Source organism: Proteiniphilum sp. LBM24028, from assembly GCF_056629195.1.
Window position 1 is genome coordinate 1,874,689 of the sequence record NZ_CM152817.1, and the last position, 21,122, is coordinate 1,895,810.

A 21,122-nucleotide genomic window follows, 5' to 3' on the forward strand; every position below is an offset into this window, starting at 1 on the left:
CGAGGAATAATGGACAAATGACTATTGACTGTAAAGTGTAGATTATTTAACGGTAATGCGTTTTGGCAGTTCAACTTTCTTTCCATCGGCAACATAATACATCGGAAGTGGATTTGTACTGCTGATCCATCGATTCAGATCCGTCAACAACCTATTCCCGATCTTAAGATCCTGTTTGGAAGGTTTTCCGGCAAGCAGATTCACTTTCTCGCCAATATCATCCGTGAGGTTATACAACTCATGGGTATCGTATTCGTAGCAATAACGGTATTTATAACGTGCATTACCCACGCGTTTATTAATCACGGAAGCAGGAATACCTCTTTCGTCCATATAACCCGGAAAATGCCAGAAAAGCCGGTCACGTTTCAGGGTCTTGATTTTACCTGTCAGCAAAGGGAACAATGATTCTCCATCCAGCACATGTGTATGGCCGGAATATTTGATTCCTGCCAAATCAAGGAAGGTCGGCAATAAATCGATCACGTGAACCGGTTCATTCGTCACGCTGTTTGGTTTCACCATTTTCGGATAACGTACCAGCATCGGAACACGTATACCACCTTCGTACAGTGTGCCTTTTGCATGACGCAGAGGAGCATTCGAGTGATTCCCTCCATGTACACCGCCATTGTCGGACATAAAAATCACCACGGTATTGTCGCTTATCGAATCTGAATTGTCACCATCGCCATTCGGATCTTCCAGTGCAGCAAGTATTCTTCCTACAGTCTGGTCCAATTGTTCCGTCAATGCGGCATACTTGAAATTCTCATGCCGTTCATCTATGTCCCCACGGTTTTTATATTTTGCATTCAGGTCGTCCCGTCCCACGATAGCCGAATGGATGGCATGAAAAGCCACCCACATGGAAAAAGGTTTTTCCTTATCCGCTTTTCCGATCTGATCGATTACCATATCACCGATAGCGTCGGTGAAATGTTTCTTTGTCCCGACCAGCATCATTGGATTGTTTCCATTTGCAAAAGGAAGGAGATTTCTCCGGACGTATTTTTCGGTATAGGGTTGAGCAAAATGATTATACAACGGATTATCAAATATCCAATTTCCATCGCCTGTTTTCAAGGCAAAATAATTTGAATCATCTTTATTATCTCCTTTTACTCTTTTGCTGCATTCGAAATTGTACGTGAAACCGCAATCATCTTCGTTCGTAAGACGAAAACCGTGCACCTTTCCAAAGATATACGTTTGGTAACCTGCATCTTTTAAGAGCCGGGCATAGGTGAGGGTGCCAGGCTCAATCGATTCCTTTTTCTGGTTCGCCGGAATAATGCGTGCATCTTCTTTCCTGATTCCCGCTTTTTCATCCGTCGCAAACCGATCCAGGCCAAAAACGTTGTACACATGGGTACGATTGGCATACTGTCCGGTGAGCAGTGCAGCCCTGGTGGGAGCACTGTTCTGTTGTGTGTAGGCGCTCGTAAAAGCCATTCCCTGTGTAGCCAGCTTGTCAATATGGGGCGTTTGGTGGTTTTTTGATCCATTTCCCAAAGTGGTAATCGGCGAGGAAATATCGTTCCAACCCAAATCATCTGCAAAAAGCAAGATGATATTGGGTTGTTTGTTGATTTGTGCTGATAGGGAAGGAATCAGAAAACTTGTACTACATAAAGAAATAAATAAATTACATTTCATACGATTAAAATTATTTATTTTCAAATGTATCGTATGGAACTCGCTTTAATCATCTACTTGTATGATAATGATTTTGACAAAGTCGATTACTTCGTAATTCGTGCTCGTTTTATACTACAATACGATCAATTGTTCGCCAAGTATAATCCAATCCATCCCCAGGAAGAGGATGTGGGGTGTATTACTTTTAGACTTTTCAAAATCGTCTTCCTATTCACTGTTGTACGATTGTTAGTTTATAACTGAAATCATAATCCTTATTTTGGTAGCGATATTTCTCAAGCGGTAATTGTCCCCAGGAATTGGTGCCGCCAATACCGCGCTGAAACAGATCGATGCTCAGAACTACCTCTTTACGAGGATAGATATCGTTGAAGTGCTGATGTTTTTTTGTCATTCCCGGATCGAAATCTTCGGAAGCATTATGTAAAGCCGTCACACCTACTGGTTGAAATGCTTCTATCTTCAGACCAAACCCCACATCATCCGTAAGTGTCAACCAGCGTACATCTGTCTTGTTACCGTTTTCCTGCGGACGCAGGTAAGCCACATATTGATCCTTCACCTTACTTTGGTAAATACCCAGCATGGCTCCGGCACAACGGTCTATATAATTTTCCTGCGGTCCGCGGCCGTAATACTGATAATTATCCAATTCAACAGGAAGTGTAATCACATTCCCGAACCGTGGTATTTCCGTGATATCATTATTTGCTGTTTTGTACTGAACATGTACAGTAATAGCTCCATCACCATCCATCAGGTAGGATTGAATGTAGTCTGCCGACACGTCGGTCAACCGATATTGATAAATTACCGCTACGGAATTATTTTCTTCTTTTACCTCTACAGATTTGAGAAGTCGATTATCCCCTGCAGCCCGCCACACATTGAGTTTTCTTTGTATGTCAGCCCCGAAATCATTGTCGATGGGAGCCCTCCAGAAATTAGGTTTCACCGGCTGCTTGAGCACCTCTTTTCCTTCTTTCTGATAACTCTTTAATCCGGTCTCTTTTGAACGATGGTTGGCCGCATCAAAAATAGCAACCACATCGCCTGCTTTCACCACAATCTCATTGTTTTTCCTTGTCACGGAAGGCTTCACCGATGATTTATCCAATGCTCCGGTTGCAAAATAATCATTCTTATCAAATGCCAGCTGTTCATAGGCAACGATGTGTCCGGCCGGGACCAGATCCGTACTTTTCCCGGTGATGGCATACAAGTTCAGCAAATACTCCTCCCCCTCTTTCACATCCACTTTCGGAAGATTCAACAGCACATCCTTTTTGCTCAAAGGAGCCAATGTGACGGAAAATACACCTTCGCCTGTTTTCATACCATTTTTCAACAACTCCCAACGGAACTGGTAAGCATCCAGATTCGTGAAGGTAAACTCATTGACAATCGTTATCATACCTTTCTCCAGATCCTTTTTTTGAAAAAGAATATCCTGATATACTTTTTTCACTTCAAAAAGCTGCGGATTAGGAGTTCTGTCGGGCCACACGACACCGTTCATACAGAAATTTTCCTGATGTGGATAATGTTTGGCACCAAAATCACCTCCATAGGCATAATATTTATTCCCATTTTCGTCCCGTGTAAGAATACCCTGGTCTACCCAATCCCAGATGAATCCGCCCTGCAGAGCACGATGTTCCCTGATAGTTTCCCAGTATTCCTTAATGTTTCCGGAACTGTTACCCATTGCGTGCGAATACTCACATAAAATCAATGGTCGGTAAATATCTGATTTCCGGGCATATTCAGCTATATTATCAATGGTTGCATACATGGGACAAACAATATCCGTTGCCTCTGTTTCTTTTGCCTGCTCGTATTGTACCGGGCGGGTTTTATCTCTCTCCTTGATCCATTTATAGGTCTTTTGGAACACGTCACCGTTGCTCGACTCATTTCCTAACGACCAGATAATAACGGAGGGATGGTTCTTATCTCTTTCCACCAAACTATAGGTTCTTTCCAAGTGGGCTGCATCCCACGCCGGATCGAAAGCCATATTTTCTTTTCCATAACCCATTCCGTGTGATTCGATGTTGGCTTCATCCACCAGATAGATGCCGTATTCATCGCACAACTTATACCACAATGTGGATTGGGGATAATGGCTTGTACGGACAGCATTCACATTGAATTGCTTCATCAGTTTCAAATCGGAAATCATTGTTTCCCTATCAACCACATGGCCGTTTATCGGATGATGCTCATGAAGATTCACTCCTTTCAAATACACATACTTGCCATTAACCAGCAGCACACCGTCTTTAATCTCCACGCTTCTGAAGCCTATGCGATGTGACACATATTCGATGATGTTCTTCTGATCGTCGGACAAGCTCAGTAACAATGTGTAAAGATTCGGATGCTCGGCACTCCAGAGAGCCGGGCTATTTATCTTTTGCGTGATCACCTGTTGATTGGCCTGATTGGCTTTCAGGTTCACCCAAAGTCCTTTTGAAACTACTGTTTTTCCCGATTGGTCCAGTAATTCCATTTCCAGGAATGTATTGCGGTCTTTGTTTTCGAAATTATCCAGTTTGATTTCCACCTTTAATTCACCGCTTTTGTAATTTGCATCCAGTTGGGGTTGAGCAAAAAAATCTGTAATTCGCACCTTATCGGTACTGTAAAGATAAATACCCCTGTCAAAACCGGACAATCTCCAGAAATCCTGATCTTCCAGATAAGAACCGTCGCTCCAGCGATAACCTTCAATGGCAATTTTATTTTTCCCTTTGCGGACGAAAGGTGTAATATCAAACTCTACAGGATTTTTCATTCCCTCACTATAACCCACCTTTTCACCATTTACCCATAGATACATCGCAGCCATGCCAGCCTCAAAATGAATGAAGGTCTTGCGGTTTTCCCACCCATCGGGCAATTGAAATTCTTTTATATAAGAACCCACCGGATTATCAAGATGAGGGATAAAAGGTGGATTTTTGGGGAACGGATACACTATGTTGGAATAAATGGGGGTTCCGTGTCCCTGAATTTCCCAGTTACCCGGAACGGATATTTCTCCCCAGAGGCTATGATCATAACCGGTTTTATAAAAATCCACAGGGCGATCGGCAGGTTTCGTCACCCATTTAAACTTCCACTTACCCGATAAATTGAAATAATAGGGCGAGCGGTAATAATTATCCTGAATGGCCGCATCCCTTTCCGGATAGTTCATAAAGGTAGCCCGGGCCGGTAACCTGTTAATCTGAAAAACTGCCGGATCCTCCCAGTCATTTGCTATTACCTCAACGAGGAAAGACGAGAGCACACATAGCACAAAGGACAAAATACTTCTATACATGTTATTTTAATTTTTATTGATAATATTTTCAGGTAAAACAAACCTCCTTCAGGAAGATTCCCCAATTCATTGCCGGAAACATTGCGCTTTGGCTTGGTATTGAGATATGCAAAAATAACTGTTATTATTAAAAAAAAAATGAATATCTCTTTTCAATAAGGGATGAAATTAATAAACAATGTGAAAATGCATCATTACATTATTTTTTCTTAGGAAAATGGATACTTATAATGGGACATGAAGTAAGATTTACATTTTTAACTCTATCTCGAATTCCGGTTTGTTTTCTTCATTGAGTGATTTTACAACCAAACCTTTATCGGAAACATCTACCCTTGTTTTATTTTTGTAAGTATTAATCAACACCGGGAAGTCTGTACCACCTGTTCCATCTTTATAATAAGCATGCCGGTGTATATGCCCGCATAGCATCAGGTCGATACCAGTACCGTTTAATACAGGAACAAAAAGTTCTTTGATATGCCACGGGCCGTGCCACGCATTTTCATTTCCCGGTGGTATATGCATAATCACAATCTTATGTCTTGCTGCTTTGAAGGGCTCGCTTTGCACTACTTTTTTCAACCATTGTTGTTCTTCTATTCTGAACTGATCATAGGCTGCCAGTCCTCCATATTCAATATCGCTGTCAGGTTTATCTTCTCCTCCATCCATTACGATAAAAAATGTATTCCCGTGTTCCAGAGTAAAATAAGGCTTTCCTGTGGGAGTAGGAAAATAATCCATAAATCTCCCTGCAGTCAGTCCCCTTGTCTCATGATTTCCACGGGCAATATAAAAAGGGATTTCGGAAGCAAACATTTCAACGGATAAATTCAAAAAGCCATTTAAAATCTTTTCTGGTGTTTGCATATTATTAACCATGTCACCATTGAAGAAAACAAAATCAACATTCTCATTTTTGACATTTCTCAAAAGTGATTTCAGCAAATCATTGTTTTCATGAATATCATTTACCGTCAGAAATGAAAAGGAGGTTTTGTCCTTGTCCAGTGTTTGAAAAAGGAAAGGATTGGCTTTGAATATTTTACTGGCGGCAATTTTTCCATACAGCACATCGGAAGCATTTTCTTCCAGAACTTCCTGAGAATAAATCCTGTAACGGTATTTTATTCCAGGCTCCAGATTCTGAATTCGAACAGCATGAATCGTTCCGATAAGTTTTTTCCCAAGGGAAAGGTTATAATAACGAGGTCGGGGTGCATGGTAAAAATGAGTAGAATCATCGGGTGCCAGTTCTACCCACGACACTGCCTGCCTGTTTGTCGTCCAGACAACGGTAGCTTCAGTGTCGGTGACACTTTGCAGATAAGGGCCGCTGACAATCTGAAAGCTTTCCTGCGAAAAAGCTTGCAATGAAAAAACTAGAATTAAAAATAGGAATATTTTCTTCATGATTTATTATTATTTTGTATTTGTCTCAACCATCTCCCGGTTATGCTACGACAATCAAACGGAGTCTCTTTTTTTGTAAGCCTGGCGATGTAATACCCACCTCGATAAATCCGGTTTTATCCGTGGCCTGCAACATCAACAAGCACTTTCCTCTGAATGCCTTCTTTGATTTTACCCTATAGGGTGATAGTTCGATCGGATCACCATTGTCGATGGCTAAAATTCTTGCCGCGCCGCTTAATTCTACCTGAATCAGATTATCAGCCATGGGACAGAAGTTTCCTGCCGCATCGACGATATCAATTTCCACATGAATCACATCTTTCTGGTTGGCTTTTATTCTTTGCTTATCGGAAGTAACTTTAAAACCGGCTGCTTTACCTGCTGTTTTATAGCTTTTTTCAGCCATTGATTGACTTCCATTATACGCAATAACTTTTAAATCGCCTGCCTGATAAGGTACATGCCACACCAACTGTTCCCCCACATATGCTTTTTTCCCGAGTGACTGACCATTCAGGAATAACTCGGCAGATTCGCAGTTTGTATATACCACCACCGGAATTTCAATCCCTTCTTTTCCAGGATGTGTCCAGTGCGGCAACAGATGGACCATTGGTTTATCACTCCATAAACTTTGGTAAAGATAGTAATGATCTTTTGGGAAACCGCAGATATCGATAATTCCAAAATTACCGCAACGTTGTGGCCATTCTGCTTCTCCCAGATAATCAAAACTTCCCCACCGGTACTCACCCATCAGGAAGGGGAAAGAGCTTGTTCTCCGCCAGGAATGACGGGCGCTAATACGTACCGAAGCATTGTCGTAGGATGACTGATAGTACTTGTTTTCACTTTCTTCGGGAAAAACCTCTGTTTCTGAAAGATCTGGGATATCGAAAACCCTACTTTTGAATTTATCCCAGGGAATAAAGTTCTTCAATTCCCATGGAGCAGGGAAGTCACGGCGGCGCCAGGTTGTTTTTGTACGATACACACCCCGTGTCTGATAGGTATGAGGAACTTCCGTTCCCACTGCAGGGCGACCCGGATTCATTTCTTGAAATCTCTCAAATTCTCCCACCTCTTCTCCGTTACCGTTAAACCCTACAACATCCAGATATTGAAAATTCTTTTCATAATCGGCTGTCATGCCTCTGGTAGGATCAGTACCTCCCTGTGTCACAAGCCGGGTGGGGTCCAATGCATGGATAAAATCAACCAATTTCTTTTGAGTGGCGGGAGTGGCAGCGCTCACTTCGTTACCAATACTCCACATATACACCGACGGGTGATTCCTGTCTCTTTTGATGAAGGCAGTAAGGTCGGTTTTCCACCATTCTTCAAAATAATTACCGTAATCATCCCTGGCTTTTGCTTTCTCCCACCCGTCAAAAGCTTCGTTCATCACCAAAAAACCCAAAGTATCACACATGGCATAAAAGCTGGGTGCATAAGGATTATGGGCAGTCCGTATAGAATTGCAACCCATCTCTTTCAGAATTTTCAGCCGGCGGTACATCACATCATCGGGAACGGCAGCACCTACCGCCCCGGCCGAATGGTGATCGCAAACACCTTTGATCTTCATGGGCACATCATTGAGCTTGAATCCTTCTGAAGCTGAAAATTCCAGCTTGCGAAACCCCACGAGCTGGGAAAACTCGTCGATAATCCTTCCTTCTGCCTCTATTGCACATATCAGACGATACACATAAGGAGTGTCTGTAGACCATAAATTGGGATTCGCAACCGTACCTGTTAATGTCACTGATTGTTTTCCCCGTTCAGTGTGGCTTGTCTTCTGTTCACTCCGCGCTACGGTTTTTCCCTTATGATCCACCAGCCTGGCTGAGACGACCACCGATTTTTTCTGCATGAGCTGATACTCAATATCAACTTTAAAATCAGCCTTTTTCCTATTTACTTCAGGTGTCTGGAAAAATACCCCCCAGGGCTCGATATATGTTTTCGGGTGCACCACCAGATGAACCGAACGATATAGTCCTGACCCGGTATACCATCTCCCCGAAAGAGGTTTGCTGTGATCAATCTTTACGGCTATGACGTTGTTCTTCTCCTTCAGATAGGGAGTCAGGTCATAATAGAAACTCACATATCCATTGGGGCGATGTCCCAGATGATGCCCATTGATCCATACATCACTGTTCAGGTATGCACCTTCAAATAATACCTGAACTTGCTTGTTTTTCCAGGATGTATTCAAATCAAAAGTTTTTCGATACCAACCGATCCCGGCAGGTAAATAACCACTCTGCCAGTCCGTTCCGTTTTCCCTCTCCTTATATTCTCCTTCTATACTCCAGTCGTGTGGAAGGTTCAGTACCCGCCAGGCTTTATCGTTATATGCAGGATCTTCTGCATCCCTGACATCCTGTAACGTAAACTTCCAGTTTAAATCAAAGTTAATTTTCTCTGACGTGTTTGTTTCTTTCACTTTCCATCCTGTATTTTCAAAAACAGATTTGGCAAAGGCATACATCTTCACCATCACATCTTCATACTTATCTGATTTTCCTTTGTTAAAAAAACCATGCACGTAATAATTATAAATGTACTTTTCCGCATGCCCGCCTTTACTTGATATCGAATCGCATAATGCTGCGGATTGCAGATAAGAAATGGTATAATCGGCAGTACCGTGAAAAACAGCCACCGAGGGGATGTTGACCGGATCCCCGGGAATATGATTGATAGCCGATATCACACGTCGGCTGGCTGTAGTGGGATAATTCAATAAGTAATTTGAGGATCCGCTTGCGAACGTACCCGCAAGGTTGTGTTGAAAATCATATATGCCATTACAACCCATGTACAATTTACAGCCATTTCCATTGTGTTTCATCGCAGCCAGAGAAGCCAACGGTGTTCCGGCAGAACCCGCGGCATATCCGAAACGGGTTGTATCGAGATTCCATTCTGTGGCGTGTTTCTGAATAAATTCCAAAGCATCCGCCAGCTCCTGCATTCCCAAATCGAAATTTCCTTTTTGTGAGATCAACGAATAAGTAATCCGTACTCCGGCAATTCCACGTGACGCTAAATATCGGGACTGATTCAAAAAAGCCGATGTTCCCCCCTTTGCCCATCCGCCACCATGCACCCAAATAATAAAAGGATGGGGTGCGGTGGATAGTTTGGGGATATCAACTTCCAGGGTCAACGAATGGGTCGGATATGTTTTGAAGTTATATTTCAGGGTGTTACACTGTTGATAATCATTGTCGCTGATGATCTCGGGCTGATAACCGGCATATGCTTCATAAGCATCGGCAGGTAAAATGGTGCAACCGCCAGGAATAATAGGGCAGATACTGGAAGCGTCTGTCAATGTATAGCTGCCAACTTCACCAGATAATGCCATGCCATATTTGTTATTTTGGGCAGAAAGAGTAGAGACACAGCCACAGCATGAAATTATGGCAATTACCAGTAATTGTGAGTATAGCGTTTGAAAATCATGTTTCATCATTCCCTCCGTATATTTAGATATGAGAGTAATATTTAATAGACAATAACAATTAAAGCACGTATATGTGAAATGACCCGTATTGCAAAATTACAATTAATTTCAATCACCGGGCAGGCATACATTGATTTGAATAATATGCAACCACCATTTGAATAATATGTGATACAATGAACAAATGAAATATCCATTCACCCGTAGTCTGGTCAACAGCACAAACAAGAAGAATTACAGACAACAATTGTAGGAGAGATTGTCACTTCGTACTTATACCCGTTATAAATAGGTGACCACTATAAATGAATCCGGCAAAAGGGTGACCCTGACAATATCATTATTCACACTGGGTGTAAGAACCTCACTTTGTATGGTAACTGTCCGTTTATCTGTTGATTTACTGGTGTAACGGGTGGCCGATACTTTTTTCGTGCCATAGAGATTCGGTATTTCAATCATCACATCGGTTTCATTTTCCAATGAGCTACCGGTCAATACAACGGTTATCTGGTTCTCCGAAACGGAAGCAAATGTATTGAAGTTTTCAGTGACGCTACAGCTCACCATGTTACCTCTGAGTTGTTTACTCAACAGTTGCAAGATTTGATAAGGATACTGTGGCTCAATGGATTGGAGAGAGAACATGGAACGATGTTCCATCCCACCGATACGCGTGGGCCAGAAGTTTGTCACATCAAACCCGAAATTCAGGAATTTACAGACTCCTTCAGCAAATCCCAACACTCTCTCAGCATCATTATCAGTATTACAGTTATATTCGGTCATGCCCCACTTGTACTGCTTTCCCTGCATCTTTTCTGTAACAAATCCTTTCAGCTCATTTAATTTCAAATCAATATTTTTGGTGATATTTTTATGAAAGTACCAATGAATGGAAATCATGTCGATATGATTGCCACACACATCCAACACATCATTCCACCATTTCTCCTCCCCTTTGGTGATATTTTTTTCCACGAGCATTTCCTTGCCTTCTTTCATCAGCTTTGCCTGTTCTTTCTCATCGGCAGTTTTGATGAGTTCAAAGAATTTTGCAAGAAATTGCTTGTCGGTCCTTTCTTTTGTTCCCACCATATTGACGTCCCAATGACCATTGGCACTGATGATGATATCCGGATCCACTTTTTTCATTGCTTCAGAATATTTCACCACCAAAGCCCCATATTCACGTGCCGTCATCACAGGGTGCCAATAAGTTTCATTGCCAATTTCCCAATAACGTACAGTGTAACCTTTCTCCTTACAGTATTTCACCCAGTCGGCAGCGTACTTTGCACCCTCATCCACTTTTCCCTTCAGGAACCAGGATTGTGTGTTCACTACCAGCATCGGTTCTGCACCCGCTTTTTTACAAAAAGCCATAAACTCTTCGAAATTCGATTCAGACTCTCCACTTTCGAATGGAAACATGTTCACATTATCCAGCGTTGCTGTTTTCCAATGGAAATTATCGGCAACCGTTCCTCCGGGATAACGGAGAATGGCGCAGGGCATTTCTTTCAGAAGGTAAGCCAGCTTGTCATTTGCCAGCGACTTATCATCCTCTATCCAATAAAGAAAGTTGGAACCCCAGAAATCATGGCTGATCTTTGATAAAGGTTTACTTGTATCAACAATCACTTTTTCTTGCGAAAACAGTGAGAGGGAAATCAGCATAAACAGTTTTATCCATAGTATTTTCTTCATCTTGTTTATTTATTCAGCAGATCCTCATATTGTAATTCCTTTTCCCTTGTTTCCGGCAACTCATAAAACAGCATTCCATTAAAAACAGCTTGTTGGTTGCCGGTGAACAGACCCACTTTTGATTTACTCCAGTTTCCATTTAAAGCCCCCAGATAGGTATCATTCACGAGCAGATGCAATGCACTATGCTCTCTCCTGCAACGCAAGAAATATCCTGCGGTTACATCTTCGGTAAACCAGGCCGAAAAAGCCCTTGAAAACTTACCGGAATGGTTTTCCACTACCATCTTAATCGCAGTAGTCTTGACAGGGGGGAATGAGTACTTATTGAGGCAGGAAAACTTTAATTCGCCTTCCAACTCTGCATCAAGCAACTTCCACACCCCTTCTTGCAAGGCAAAAAAACGAACAGTGCGCGGCAAATCAAACGTCTGCTCCAGATAAGGATAATCTCCTTCAAACCAGAGAATGTCTATTCCTGATATGATCGATTCATTTCTAAGATCATATTGAAAAACAGAGGAAGGATGAGCAGAAAAGGTATAATGTCTCAGCACTTTCTTCTGGAGAGGAAAAAACTGCTTGTCAATCGGTCTTCCCTCCTCTTTGCCTTCAACTACAATTGCTTTTGTTGCATAATCAACAGAAGCCTTTACGAAGTTATCCTCGTCCACGTATAACGGATAATACCCTGCTTCCCCCTTATCCGGTAGACGATCATTCCTGAAATAGGTAGAGAACTCATAGTTCCACGCCGGATCTCCTTTAAATATAGTTGCATTTTCAACAGAGGGATCCAATTGCGTAAGTCCCTCTCCGGAAACCAACCATTCGCCGGTTTTTTTCTGCCATCCGGAAATATACTCATCGTATTCATCCCACCCCGCTGTATATTGCACTGCATCGAAATCCACCTCATCGGAAGATGCCAGCAGTCCGACATGCCCCCGGCCCGAAAACGGTGTAGCAATATCTCCGTGAAGCGTCAGATTAAACTGATCAAGCTCTACCCTGAACCTGTTTGCGTTCTTATATATGGTAAAAACATGCCAGGGATGCTCATAATGAGCCACCAGGGAATTGTTCTCTAAAAAAGCGAATTTATCGGGAAGCTTCATTGTTTTTATTTCACTCACACCCTCGATACAGGTAGTCGTTTGCCACGTATTATCTTTTCCAATATCAATCTTGAGCCAGTTTTTCCGATCCTGATAAAAAGCGTATACTCCCGCACGAGCAGCATCTGATTTTAACCTGAATGGCATTTCAAACCGATAATGGGTGTCATCTTTTTCACGGATAAGCAGTTCTCCTCCTTTTTTCTCCAATGGAGATAAGACACCTTCGGAGATCTTCCATTTGCTGTTATGTAACAGTTGCAAGGGAGTAAAATCCGGTTTATCGAAATCAAGAAACAACTCAGGAAGGGAAGGGCTTCTTCTGAAGCCCGTACTGTTCTTTACCGTGCTACTTTCCACAACCACCTCCTTGTTGTAGAAATGAATCCTGTCGATCCCCTGTTCCTGTCTGTTGTCAAAATACGCTTTATACATCATCCATCTTTCAAATCCGTTCGGCCCCACTACAAAATTGGGTTGAGCCGGCCCAACCACTATATCCTCAGCGTCCCTATTACCTGTATCATATAAGCCAAAATCTATAAACTGCTGACAAGAGGCATTGTTACACGGGCTTGTTGCTTCTATGGCAATGATGTTCTCCCCTATCACAAACAAACCGGGATCAAGTTGAAGAAACCCGTAGGTATTGTTACGGACATTGAGATTTATCTTATTTCCATTTATATAGAAAGCTGCATCAGCAAATATCCAATATTTCAAGGCAATTTTCTGTGGGATCTCCTTTAAACTAAATCTCCTCCGAATAAATATTTTTTCAGAATTCCAGACAGTTTTCCTTGATCTTATCTTCGCATTGGTAAAACGGGTACCGGCAAACAAATCGTATTCCTGCCGTCCGAATCCACCCTGACCTGTCGTCCAGGCGTTATCATCATACGATTTTCCAGTCCAATCTCCTGAAGGGGAGAGTATGAGGTATTTAGCATTCCATCCTCCGTGTTCGGCACTATGAAGGATAACTTTGTACTCCTGCAGGTGCTGCTCGGTGTTTCTGCCCAACACGGGATGGGGATATTTCTTGGAATTATCAAAATTCATGGGTTTGTCACTCTCGGCCACACCAATCTGATACATGCCTGAGCGGGGACCCATCCTGTTGGATGCATAGAAAAGATAGTATCGGCCCCGATATTTGGCCAGTTCGGGTCCTTCAAAGTTGTGGTGATTGACACTGGTGGGGTGTCCGCGTTGATTTGTCAACTGTACACTTCCTTCCGTAATATCCCATCTTGTGAACGGAGATACCATTCTGAATATCCAGAGCTCCGGGCCATCAATCGTGGATTTTTCATTTGTAAGGGGATGCGGATCTCCTTCGTTGCGTTTTTTCACCCAGTAAATTTCACCATCCTCATCTTGAAAAGCTTGCACGTCGATACCATAATCATCAAAAGGTTCGGTAATGGAACCCTCTTTATATGGTCCTAAAGGAAACGGGGAATAGGCATGCCCTACCCCATTCCAGTAGGTATGAAAAACACCATTCCGATAGATCAAATCAGCGGCCTGGAAATCGTTATATGTGTATGATTGTGCCCATTTGGGGTCATTCAGCCAGGTAGCTTCATGCATGGTAACTCCCAAAACCGGCTTCGACCAGTTTATTAAATCTTTTGAACTGTAAATATTACCGCCGGTGGCCTCGCCGGTAGCATAATACTTTCCCATAAACCTTTCAACCGCTCCGTCGCGCATAGGCAAAATTGGATTTGTCCATACAACAGCAGCTTCGTTGTCGGTGATACTTTGCAGATAAGGACCGTTGATAATCTGAGAGCTTCCCTGCAAAAATGCCTGCAATGAAAAAACGAGAATTAGAAGCAGGAATATTTTCTTCATTATATATTATTTTGTGTTTACCGTACATGTCATGAAAACCACGTGATTCGGCAAATCCGTATGGAGCGGCAACTCATTGTTGCTTCTATAATACATATGGAAAATAAAATGTCAATTTAAAATTGTTCTTTTCCGAAGGTACTGTCTAACTTTTTAGCACTTTTCCCCTTGTTGTTAAAGGTATAGTTTATCCCTGCCTCAAAAATACCACCTTTTCTGAAATAATCTGTTTCCTGATAGAATATTTCGTCGCCGTTTTTATTGAAAGCCCTGGTATCCAAACCCTCTACATTTGATCCAAGTATATCGAGTACACGAAGGGAAAAATCCCATCCTTTCCATTTTCTCGGAACATAATTCAATGCTGCATTAGTTAAGTAGAGCAGATCATTCTGCCCCTGGGCAGTAATTGTAGCAGATTTAAGATTAAAATCGAGATTAAATTTAAGCTCGCTCGATAAATTCAGATTCATATTTGATTTTACACTCCAGTTTAAACTGCTGTTATCCACCATATACCCAAAAATATCTCCCTGGACCATATAATTATAGAGAGAACCTCCAATAAAGAATTTCGCATATTTGCCCGCATCAATATTAAAGTTTAACTCCGCACCCAAAGATTTAGAGTTTCCGGCATTGGTATAACTTCGAATGAGCACATCTTCCCCTATCACATCAAAGACTGCCGGATTTTCATTGGTTACCGTGTTGACCCTGAATACAGCATTGTCTACTCCACGATAAAATCCTGTTAAAGAAATATTTTGTTTACCTATCCTTCTACCGTAAGAAAGCTCAAAATTCATCAGATACTCGGGTTGTAGTTCCGGATCACCCACCTCATATACCTCCAGATGACGGCGATAAAGAAATGGCGTCATATTCTTCAGCGGCGGACGACTTACTCTTCTGCTTGTTGCAAAAGTAAATTTATCCTTGTCGGTGGGTTCCCAACTCAGGTGAAGGGTATGAAACAAATCCATCTTGTTGCTGTGATAGTTTGATTGTTTATCTCCGTCGAACAATGAAAAGTAATCAGCAGAGAGGATGTCTACATTCTGGTCGGTATATTCCATCCGTAAACCCACAATATAATTCAATCGATTGATACTACCGGCATAACTTGCATAACCGGCAAGAATGCCACGCGCCAGTTCAATTTCATTTTCGAGAGCAGAGTACGGAAGAAGATTTCCGGTTGAAACGTTTAATGTATCATAATTGAAAGCACCTTGAATACCCATATATTGCGGCTGGAAACCCACCGATAATTTTGAGCCGTCAGCAAACTGACTGGAATAGTCTACCGATAAACGGAAGCCATCTAAAGGAGTATCATCATATTGCCGGTATTTGAGTTCTATATCCCCAACATCACTTGTTTGCTTGTTGTAGCTGTAGTTTTCATTGACTAATTGACGCTCAAGATTTGAATGCTCATAGAGTGCCGAAACCCTCAATTCGGATGTTTTACTGAAATTATGTACAAAATCGATATTTGCATTTTGAAATTGGCCCAAGCGATCATCAGTGTTGGGATTATAAATCCATCTGTCTTCACGGTCCACACCATTGACGGTTTGTCTATTTTTATCAGCAAAAAAATTATTATAAAGATAGAATGCAGACCGGCCTTCTTTTCTGGTCCCATAAAAATAGGAACCTGACAAGACCGACTTATCCGACAATAAAAATTCAACACCCAGATTGGCTGTTCCACTTTGGTACCATTCGGGCCGCTCCCCGGTTGCTATCATATGCCGATAGACGTTGTCTCCGACCAGAATGCGTGCATCTCCTGTCCGGCTGCCATTCACGTTCCTTCGGTTAAAATTTATTCCTCCAAATAACGAAATCCTATCCTTGAAATAGATTGCATTCACACCCGCCCCGTACCGATTGTCATTTTGATTGAATCCACTGAACTCGTCTTTCAGGTTGTTCCATGGGCCCCCACCAATCAATCCGTTGGCAGTCACAGTTAATCCTTGCATTCCTGTCCTTTTTGTGATGATATTGATAATACCACCTTTTCCCTGTGCGTCAAAATCGGAAGTAGGAATAGATATTACCTCCACATTGTCAATCTGATTGCTGGAAATTTGTCCGAGTAAAACAGTAGGATCAATCTGGGTAGGTTTACCATTCAAGTAAACCATAAAGTCCGATGTGCCCCGCACGTTTACTGTCCCGTCCGGGTCTACCGATACCGATGGAAGTTTACTCAATAAATCAGTGGCAGAGCCTCCTTCAGCGGTTTGAAAATCAGATGCGCGATAAGTGAAACGATCTATTTTTTGAGATGACGTTCGATAATTAGCATTCACCAATACCTCTTCCAATTCCATTGACATGGGAGTCAACGATATGACATTCAATTGAATATTTTCATTTTTAAATTCATGTAACGGTATATTCTTCTCGGCATAACCTAAATAACTTATTCTCAAATGCTTATTTCCTTCGGGCACATTTAACACAAAAGAGCCGTCAAGGTCACTGACGACACCTTCTTTTGTTTCCTGGGCAAAAATTGTTGCACCGATTAAGGGTTCATCAGTTATTGCATCTACCACAGTGCCGGTTATACTGATTTGTGCAAACAGAGAGTATGAATTAACCGCTATAAATAAAAGTAAAATATGATATTTCATTGCTGGATTTTTAAAATGAATCTGAACTGATTATATCAAACTATCTTTGTTTCACCCATTCCATCACATTGGCTGGTGGCCTTTTGGCAAGAAGTTCTTTTTTCATGAAATCCATGTAAGGCATTACATGATGAAAAAATTTGTAATATCCCTTACACAGATAATTCAAACCATCGTTACCATATTTGTCTTTAATAAACCGGTTCTTCGGACATTCACCATAACAGGCAAACAGCACATCACATTCACGGCATTGTTGTGGCAGTTTATCGAATTTATCGTTTCCGAACTTAAGTTGTTCCTCGGAATACATCATGGATGTTAACGGTTTGGAGTATATATTTCCCAGGCGGTATTCAGGGAATACGAAATGGTCGCATGAATAAACATCACCGTTGAACTCCATTACTCCGGCATGTCCGCATGTTTTGGCCATGGTACAGACACTCGGCTGTTCACCTACCCAGTTGGCCAATGTAGAGTCAAATATCTGAATATACATCTTCCCCACATCCTGCTTGACCCACTCATCGAAAATAGCACATAGAAAACTACCCCACTTCTCGGCAGAAACAGAAAAGGGAGCCAATTCCACCTCCTGTTCAGTTTCCTTCGCCGTGGCCAATTTTAAAGGAGATTTATTCTTGCGGAGACGTTCAACGATGGGAGTAAACTGTACATACTGGCAATCTATTTCTTTGAAGAAACGGTAAAATTCCAACGGATAATCCGCATTGTAATCATTTACTACCGCCATACAATTGAATTCTACACCGTGCTTCTTCAAAAGTTCAATACCCTTCATTACACGATGAAACGAAGGCCTTCCCATTTTGTCACGCCGGTATTCGTCGTGAAATTCCTGCGGTCCGTCAATTGAAATACCTACAAGAAAATTATTTTCCTTGAAGAAGGCACACCACTCATCGTTCAGGAGTGTTCCGTTTGTTTGTATAGAGTTATCTATCTGTCTCCCCCGGGCATACTTATTCTGCAATTCCAATGCTTTTTTATAAAATGAGATTGGACGCATAAGCGTTTCGCCACCATGCCAGGTGAACATCACCTGTGGCATTGTCTGTGAATTTATGTATTGTTCGATAAATCTTTCAAGGAGCTCATCGCTCATTACTTGATTTTTATTGCTATATAGATTTGCCTTTTCCAGATAATAACAGTAGTCGCAATCGAGATTGCATTTTGAACCTACCGGCTTTAGCATTACATACATCGGCTTGGCAAACGGAGCATATGTTGACATAATTATTTAATTTAAAATATTAAACATAATTATTTACTTCTCCAAATTGTTTAAAAAAGCAAATTCTGGAGATAACTGTGATTGATTTATAATCTCTGAATCTATTTATATTTTTTTGATAACGAAAAACAAATTAGCTATTCGTAACATAATAGGAAAAAGTCACTTGAAATTCGCTGTACAAATATTAAACAATAATTTCCACAAAGTTTCAAAGTAACATAAAAATAAACCACCCGGGCAAAATCCCAATATTAAAAAACATTAAAAATGAATAATAATAAAAATGCCATGGCTCCGGGGTATTCAAAATCGGAAAGTGGAGTATTAAAATAAAGAAGGTAAATTGCTTACAACTCCGCATCCAACGCTTCAACCTTCTTCACAATCAGCTGCAGTTCCGATTTTATTTTTTCCATTTTCTGGTTCATATCGTCCAGAAGATAATTGCCTTTCTTGGAAGAAATGGAAAGGAAGCCAATATTGTTTTGGTAGGTTTGCAGTTCACCCTTCATCCGTTCATATTGCCGCATCAATTTTTCGCGTTCACGCAGTAGCTGATTCTTTGCGTTGTCAGATTTGGCCATATCGGAGATGCTGGTTTTAAAGCTTTCAAGCTTCCTGTCGGCCTTATCAACATTTAGCCTGTCGAACTGAGCCTCGGTTGCTTCGTAAAAATCACGATATACGCGATCTTTCAATTTATAAGGTACATGACCCGCCGCATACCATTCATCCATTAGATCATGCAGTTGAGACAATGCTTCTTCGGTACTGAGAGAGGTATCCAGCTCTTCAATGGCTGCGACCACATTTTTCTTGATCTCCAGATTTTTTGTTTCTTCATCATATTGTGAAGAAGTATGAATCTTTTTTTGTTCGAAAAAGTAATCACACGCAGTGATAAACCGTTTCCAGATGCTGTCCACATATTTGTGCGGAACAATACCGATGGTTTTCCATTCTTTCTGTATATCGATCATGTCACGAGTAGTATTCTTCCAGTCCTGACTATCTTTGAGAGCTTCTGCACGTTCGCAGAGAGCCATTTTTTTCCTCAGGTTCTCTTCCATCTCTTCGCGAAGCGATTTGTAGAAATCGTTCTTGGTTTTGAAAAACAGGTCACAGGCAGTCCGATAACGTTTGTAAATTTTTGTATTCCATTTCCTTGGAACATAACCAATCTGACGCCATTGTGTCTGTATATCGAGTACCTCCTTTACCTTGCTGTTCCACTCTTTGACAGTAGTAAGCCTGCTGTAGTCGATTGCCTCAAGCTTCTCACAAAGTGCTGTCTTAAGTTCAAGATTTTCATCTTCCTTTCCCCTCAGGTTCTCAAAGTGAGTCTGATATTTTTTATTGATGTTGGCAGAAGCTTCTTTAAACCGATTCCATATCTCCTCTCTGTCCTTTCTGGAGACTGGCCCTATTTCTCTCCATTCCTGATGCAGATTTTGCAGTTGATGAAAAGCCGAGATCACATCCGTTTCATTGTCGAGCCTTTCAGCAGCTTCGCAAAGATCGGTTTTCTGTTCCAGATTTTTCTTGAAATCATATTCCCTGAATTCATTGTTAATACGCACCAGGTCGTAGAACTTCTCCACGTAACGCTGATATGACTTCCACAACTCGTTTACCTTGGCCTGGGGAACTTGTTTGATGTCGTTCCATTCCTGCTGAAGGGATTTAAACTCCTGATATGATTTATTGAAATCTTCCTGTCCCTGCGCTTCAGTCAAGAGTTTTATCTGTTCAATGATAGCCAGTTTCCGGGCCACATTTTTCTCTTTCTCCGCCTCTTCCTGTGCAGCGATAACTGATCGTTTTTCCTTAATTTTCTGAAGCAGCTCCTTCCCTTCTGTAAATAATTCTGATTCATTTGCTACGAAATCTATTTCCTCTCCGCCTTCAGCCAGAAAAACTTGCTTCTGCCCTTCGGTTTCGTTCCGCAGGGAACGGTAGAATTGATTCTTATATTCATCTACATCCTTACGTTTCGGATTATTCGATTGCAATAAATTACGAAGGTGCTGAACAATTTCATCTATCGGAAGCAAGGTGGCTCCCGCCTCGTCCTGAGGGAGATCGTCGCCATCCGGCTCCTCTTCTTCAGATTCCTCTTCACTGGCAATCTCCAGGTCGTAATCAATGGGTGCAGACTCTTTTATTTCCTCAGGAACCGTTTCGTCGGGTGCAGAATCTGAAATTTCCGTATCAACGACTTGCTCTTCAGCAACCAATACCACTTCGGCTTCCGCAGGTACCACTTCATCCGGAACAGGGTCAACGGCCTTCTTCTCAACGACAGATTCATCTGTTGAGTCAACCTCTGCCTCTTCAGAAATAATTCCTTCCGCTGCGGGTTCAGGAGTTGAAGCCAATTCGGCATCGTCCTGCGGTGGATAGATCGGCAGCTCATTTTCCGTCGTCTGAGACTCCTCCCTTTCTACCATTTGCGGTTCCTTGGTCGTTTTTTCTTCGTTTACGGGTTGTTTGTCGTTCTCCGGATTGTTTTTCGTATTCATCAGTAGTCCCTTCATTTAGCCCGGTGAGTTTTCCGGGGCGTTGCCATACATTTTTTTCTTTTTTAAAACACGATAGCAGTTTTTATCACCCGCCA

General features: G+C 41.8%; 9 protein-coding genes. All 9 read right to left on the minus strand.

Annotated features, from left to right (window positions below; all coding sequences use genetic code 11):
- Positions 1-42: 42 nt before the first annotated feature.
- The 9 genes from AC1HCU_RS07310 to AC1HCU_RS07350 all read right to left on the minus strand — a co-directional run bounded on the left by AC1HCU_RS07310 (position 43) and on the right by AC1HCU_RS07350 (position 21,042).
- Complete coding sequence (locus tag AC1HCU_RS07310) at positions 43-1,659, minus strand: sulfatase (protein ID WP_480370909.1); 1,617 nt, start codon at positions 1,657-1,659, stop codon at positions 43-45.
- A 214-nt stretch (positions 1,660-1,873) separates the two neighbouring features.
- Positions 1,874-4,993: a beta-galactosidase, LacZ type gene (gene lacZ / locus AC1HCU_RS07315; protein ID WP_480370912.1), complete on the minus strand. Its 3,120-nt coding sequence runs from the start codon at positions 4,991-4,993 to the stop codon at positions 1,874-1,876.
- Between the two features lie 249 nt (positions 4,994-5,242).
- Positions 5,243-6,409: a purple acid phosphatase family protein gene (locus tag AC1HCU_RS07320; RefSeq protein WP_286860903.1), complete on the minus strand. Its 1,167-nt coding sequence runs from the start codon at positions 6,407-6,409 to the stop codon at positions 5,243-5,245.
- Positions 6,410-6,449: 40 nt separating this feature from the next.
- Entirely contained in the window at positions 6,450-9,902 is a 3,453-nt protein-coding gene (locus tag AC1HCU_RS07325) for a glycoside hydrolase family 2 TIM barrel-domain containing protein (protein ID WP_480370915.1), read from the minus strand.
- A gap of 273 nt (positions 9,903-10,175) precedes the next feature.
- Positions 10,176-11,603, minus strand: coding sequence for a hypothetical protein (locus AC1HCU_RS07330; RefSeq protein WP_286860909.1), 1,428 nt, complete (start codon positions 11,601-11,603; stop codon positions 10,176-10,178).
- Positions 11,604-11,608: 5 nt separating this feature from the next.
- Positions 11,609-14,584 (minus strand): family 43 glycosylhydrolase, encoded by a 2,976-nt coding sequence (locus tag AC1HCU_RS07335; protein ID WP_480370919.1) that lies wholly within the window; start codon positions 14,582-14,584, stop codon positions 11,609-11,611.
- A gap of 116 nt (positions 14,585-14,700) precedes the next feature.
- A complete protein-coding gene (locus AC1HCU_RS07340) occupies positions 14,701-17,241 on the minus strand; it encodes an outer membrane beta-barrel protein (RefSeq protein WP_321722057.1) in 2,541 nt (846 codons plus the stop codon).
- A 40-nt stretch (positions 17,242-17,281) separates the two neighbouring features.
- Complete coding sequence (locus tag AC1HCU_RS07345; protein WP_480370922.1) at positions 17,282-18,502, minus strand: anaerobic sulfatase-maturation protein; 1,221 nt, start codon at positions 18,500-18,502, stop codon at positions 17,282-17,284.
- 350 nt (positions 18,503-18,852) lie between these two features.
- On the minus strand, positions 18,853-21,042 hold the full coding sequence (locus tag AC1HCU_RS07350) for a DUF349 domain-containing protein (RefSeq protein ID WP_286860923.1): 2,190 nt from the start codon (positions 21,040-21,042) through the stop codon (positions 18,853-18,855).
- Between the last annotated feature and the right edge of the window lie 80 nt (positions 21,043-21,122).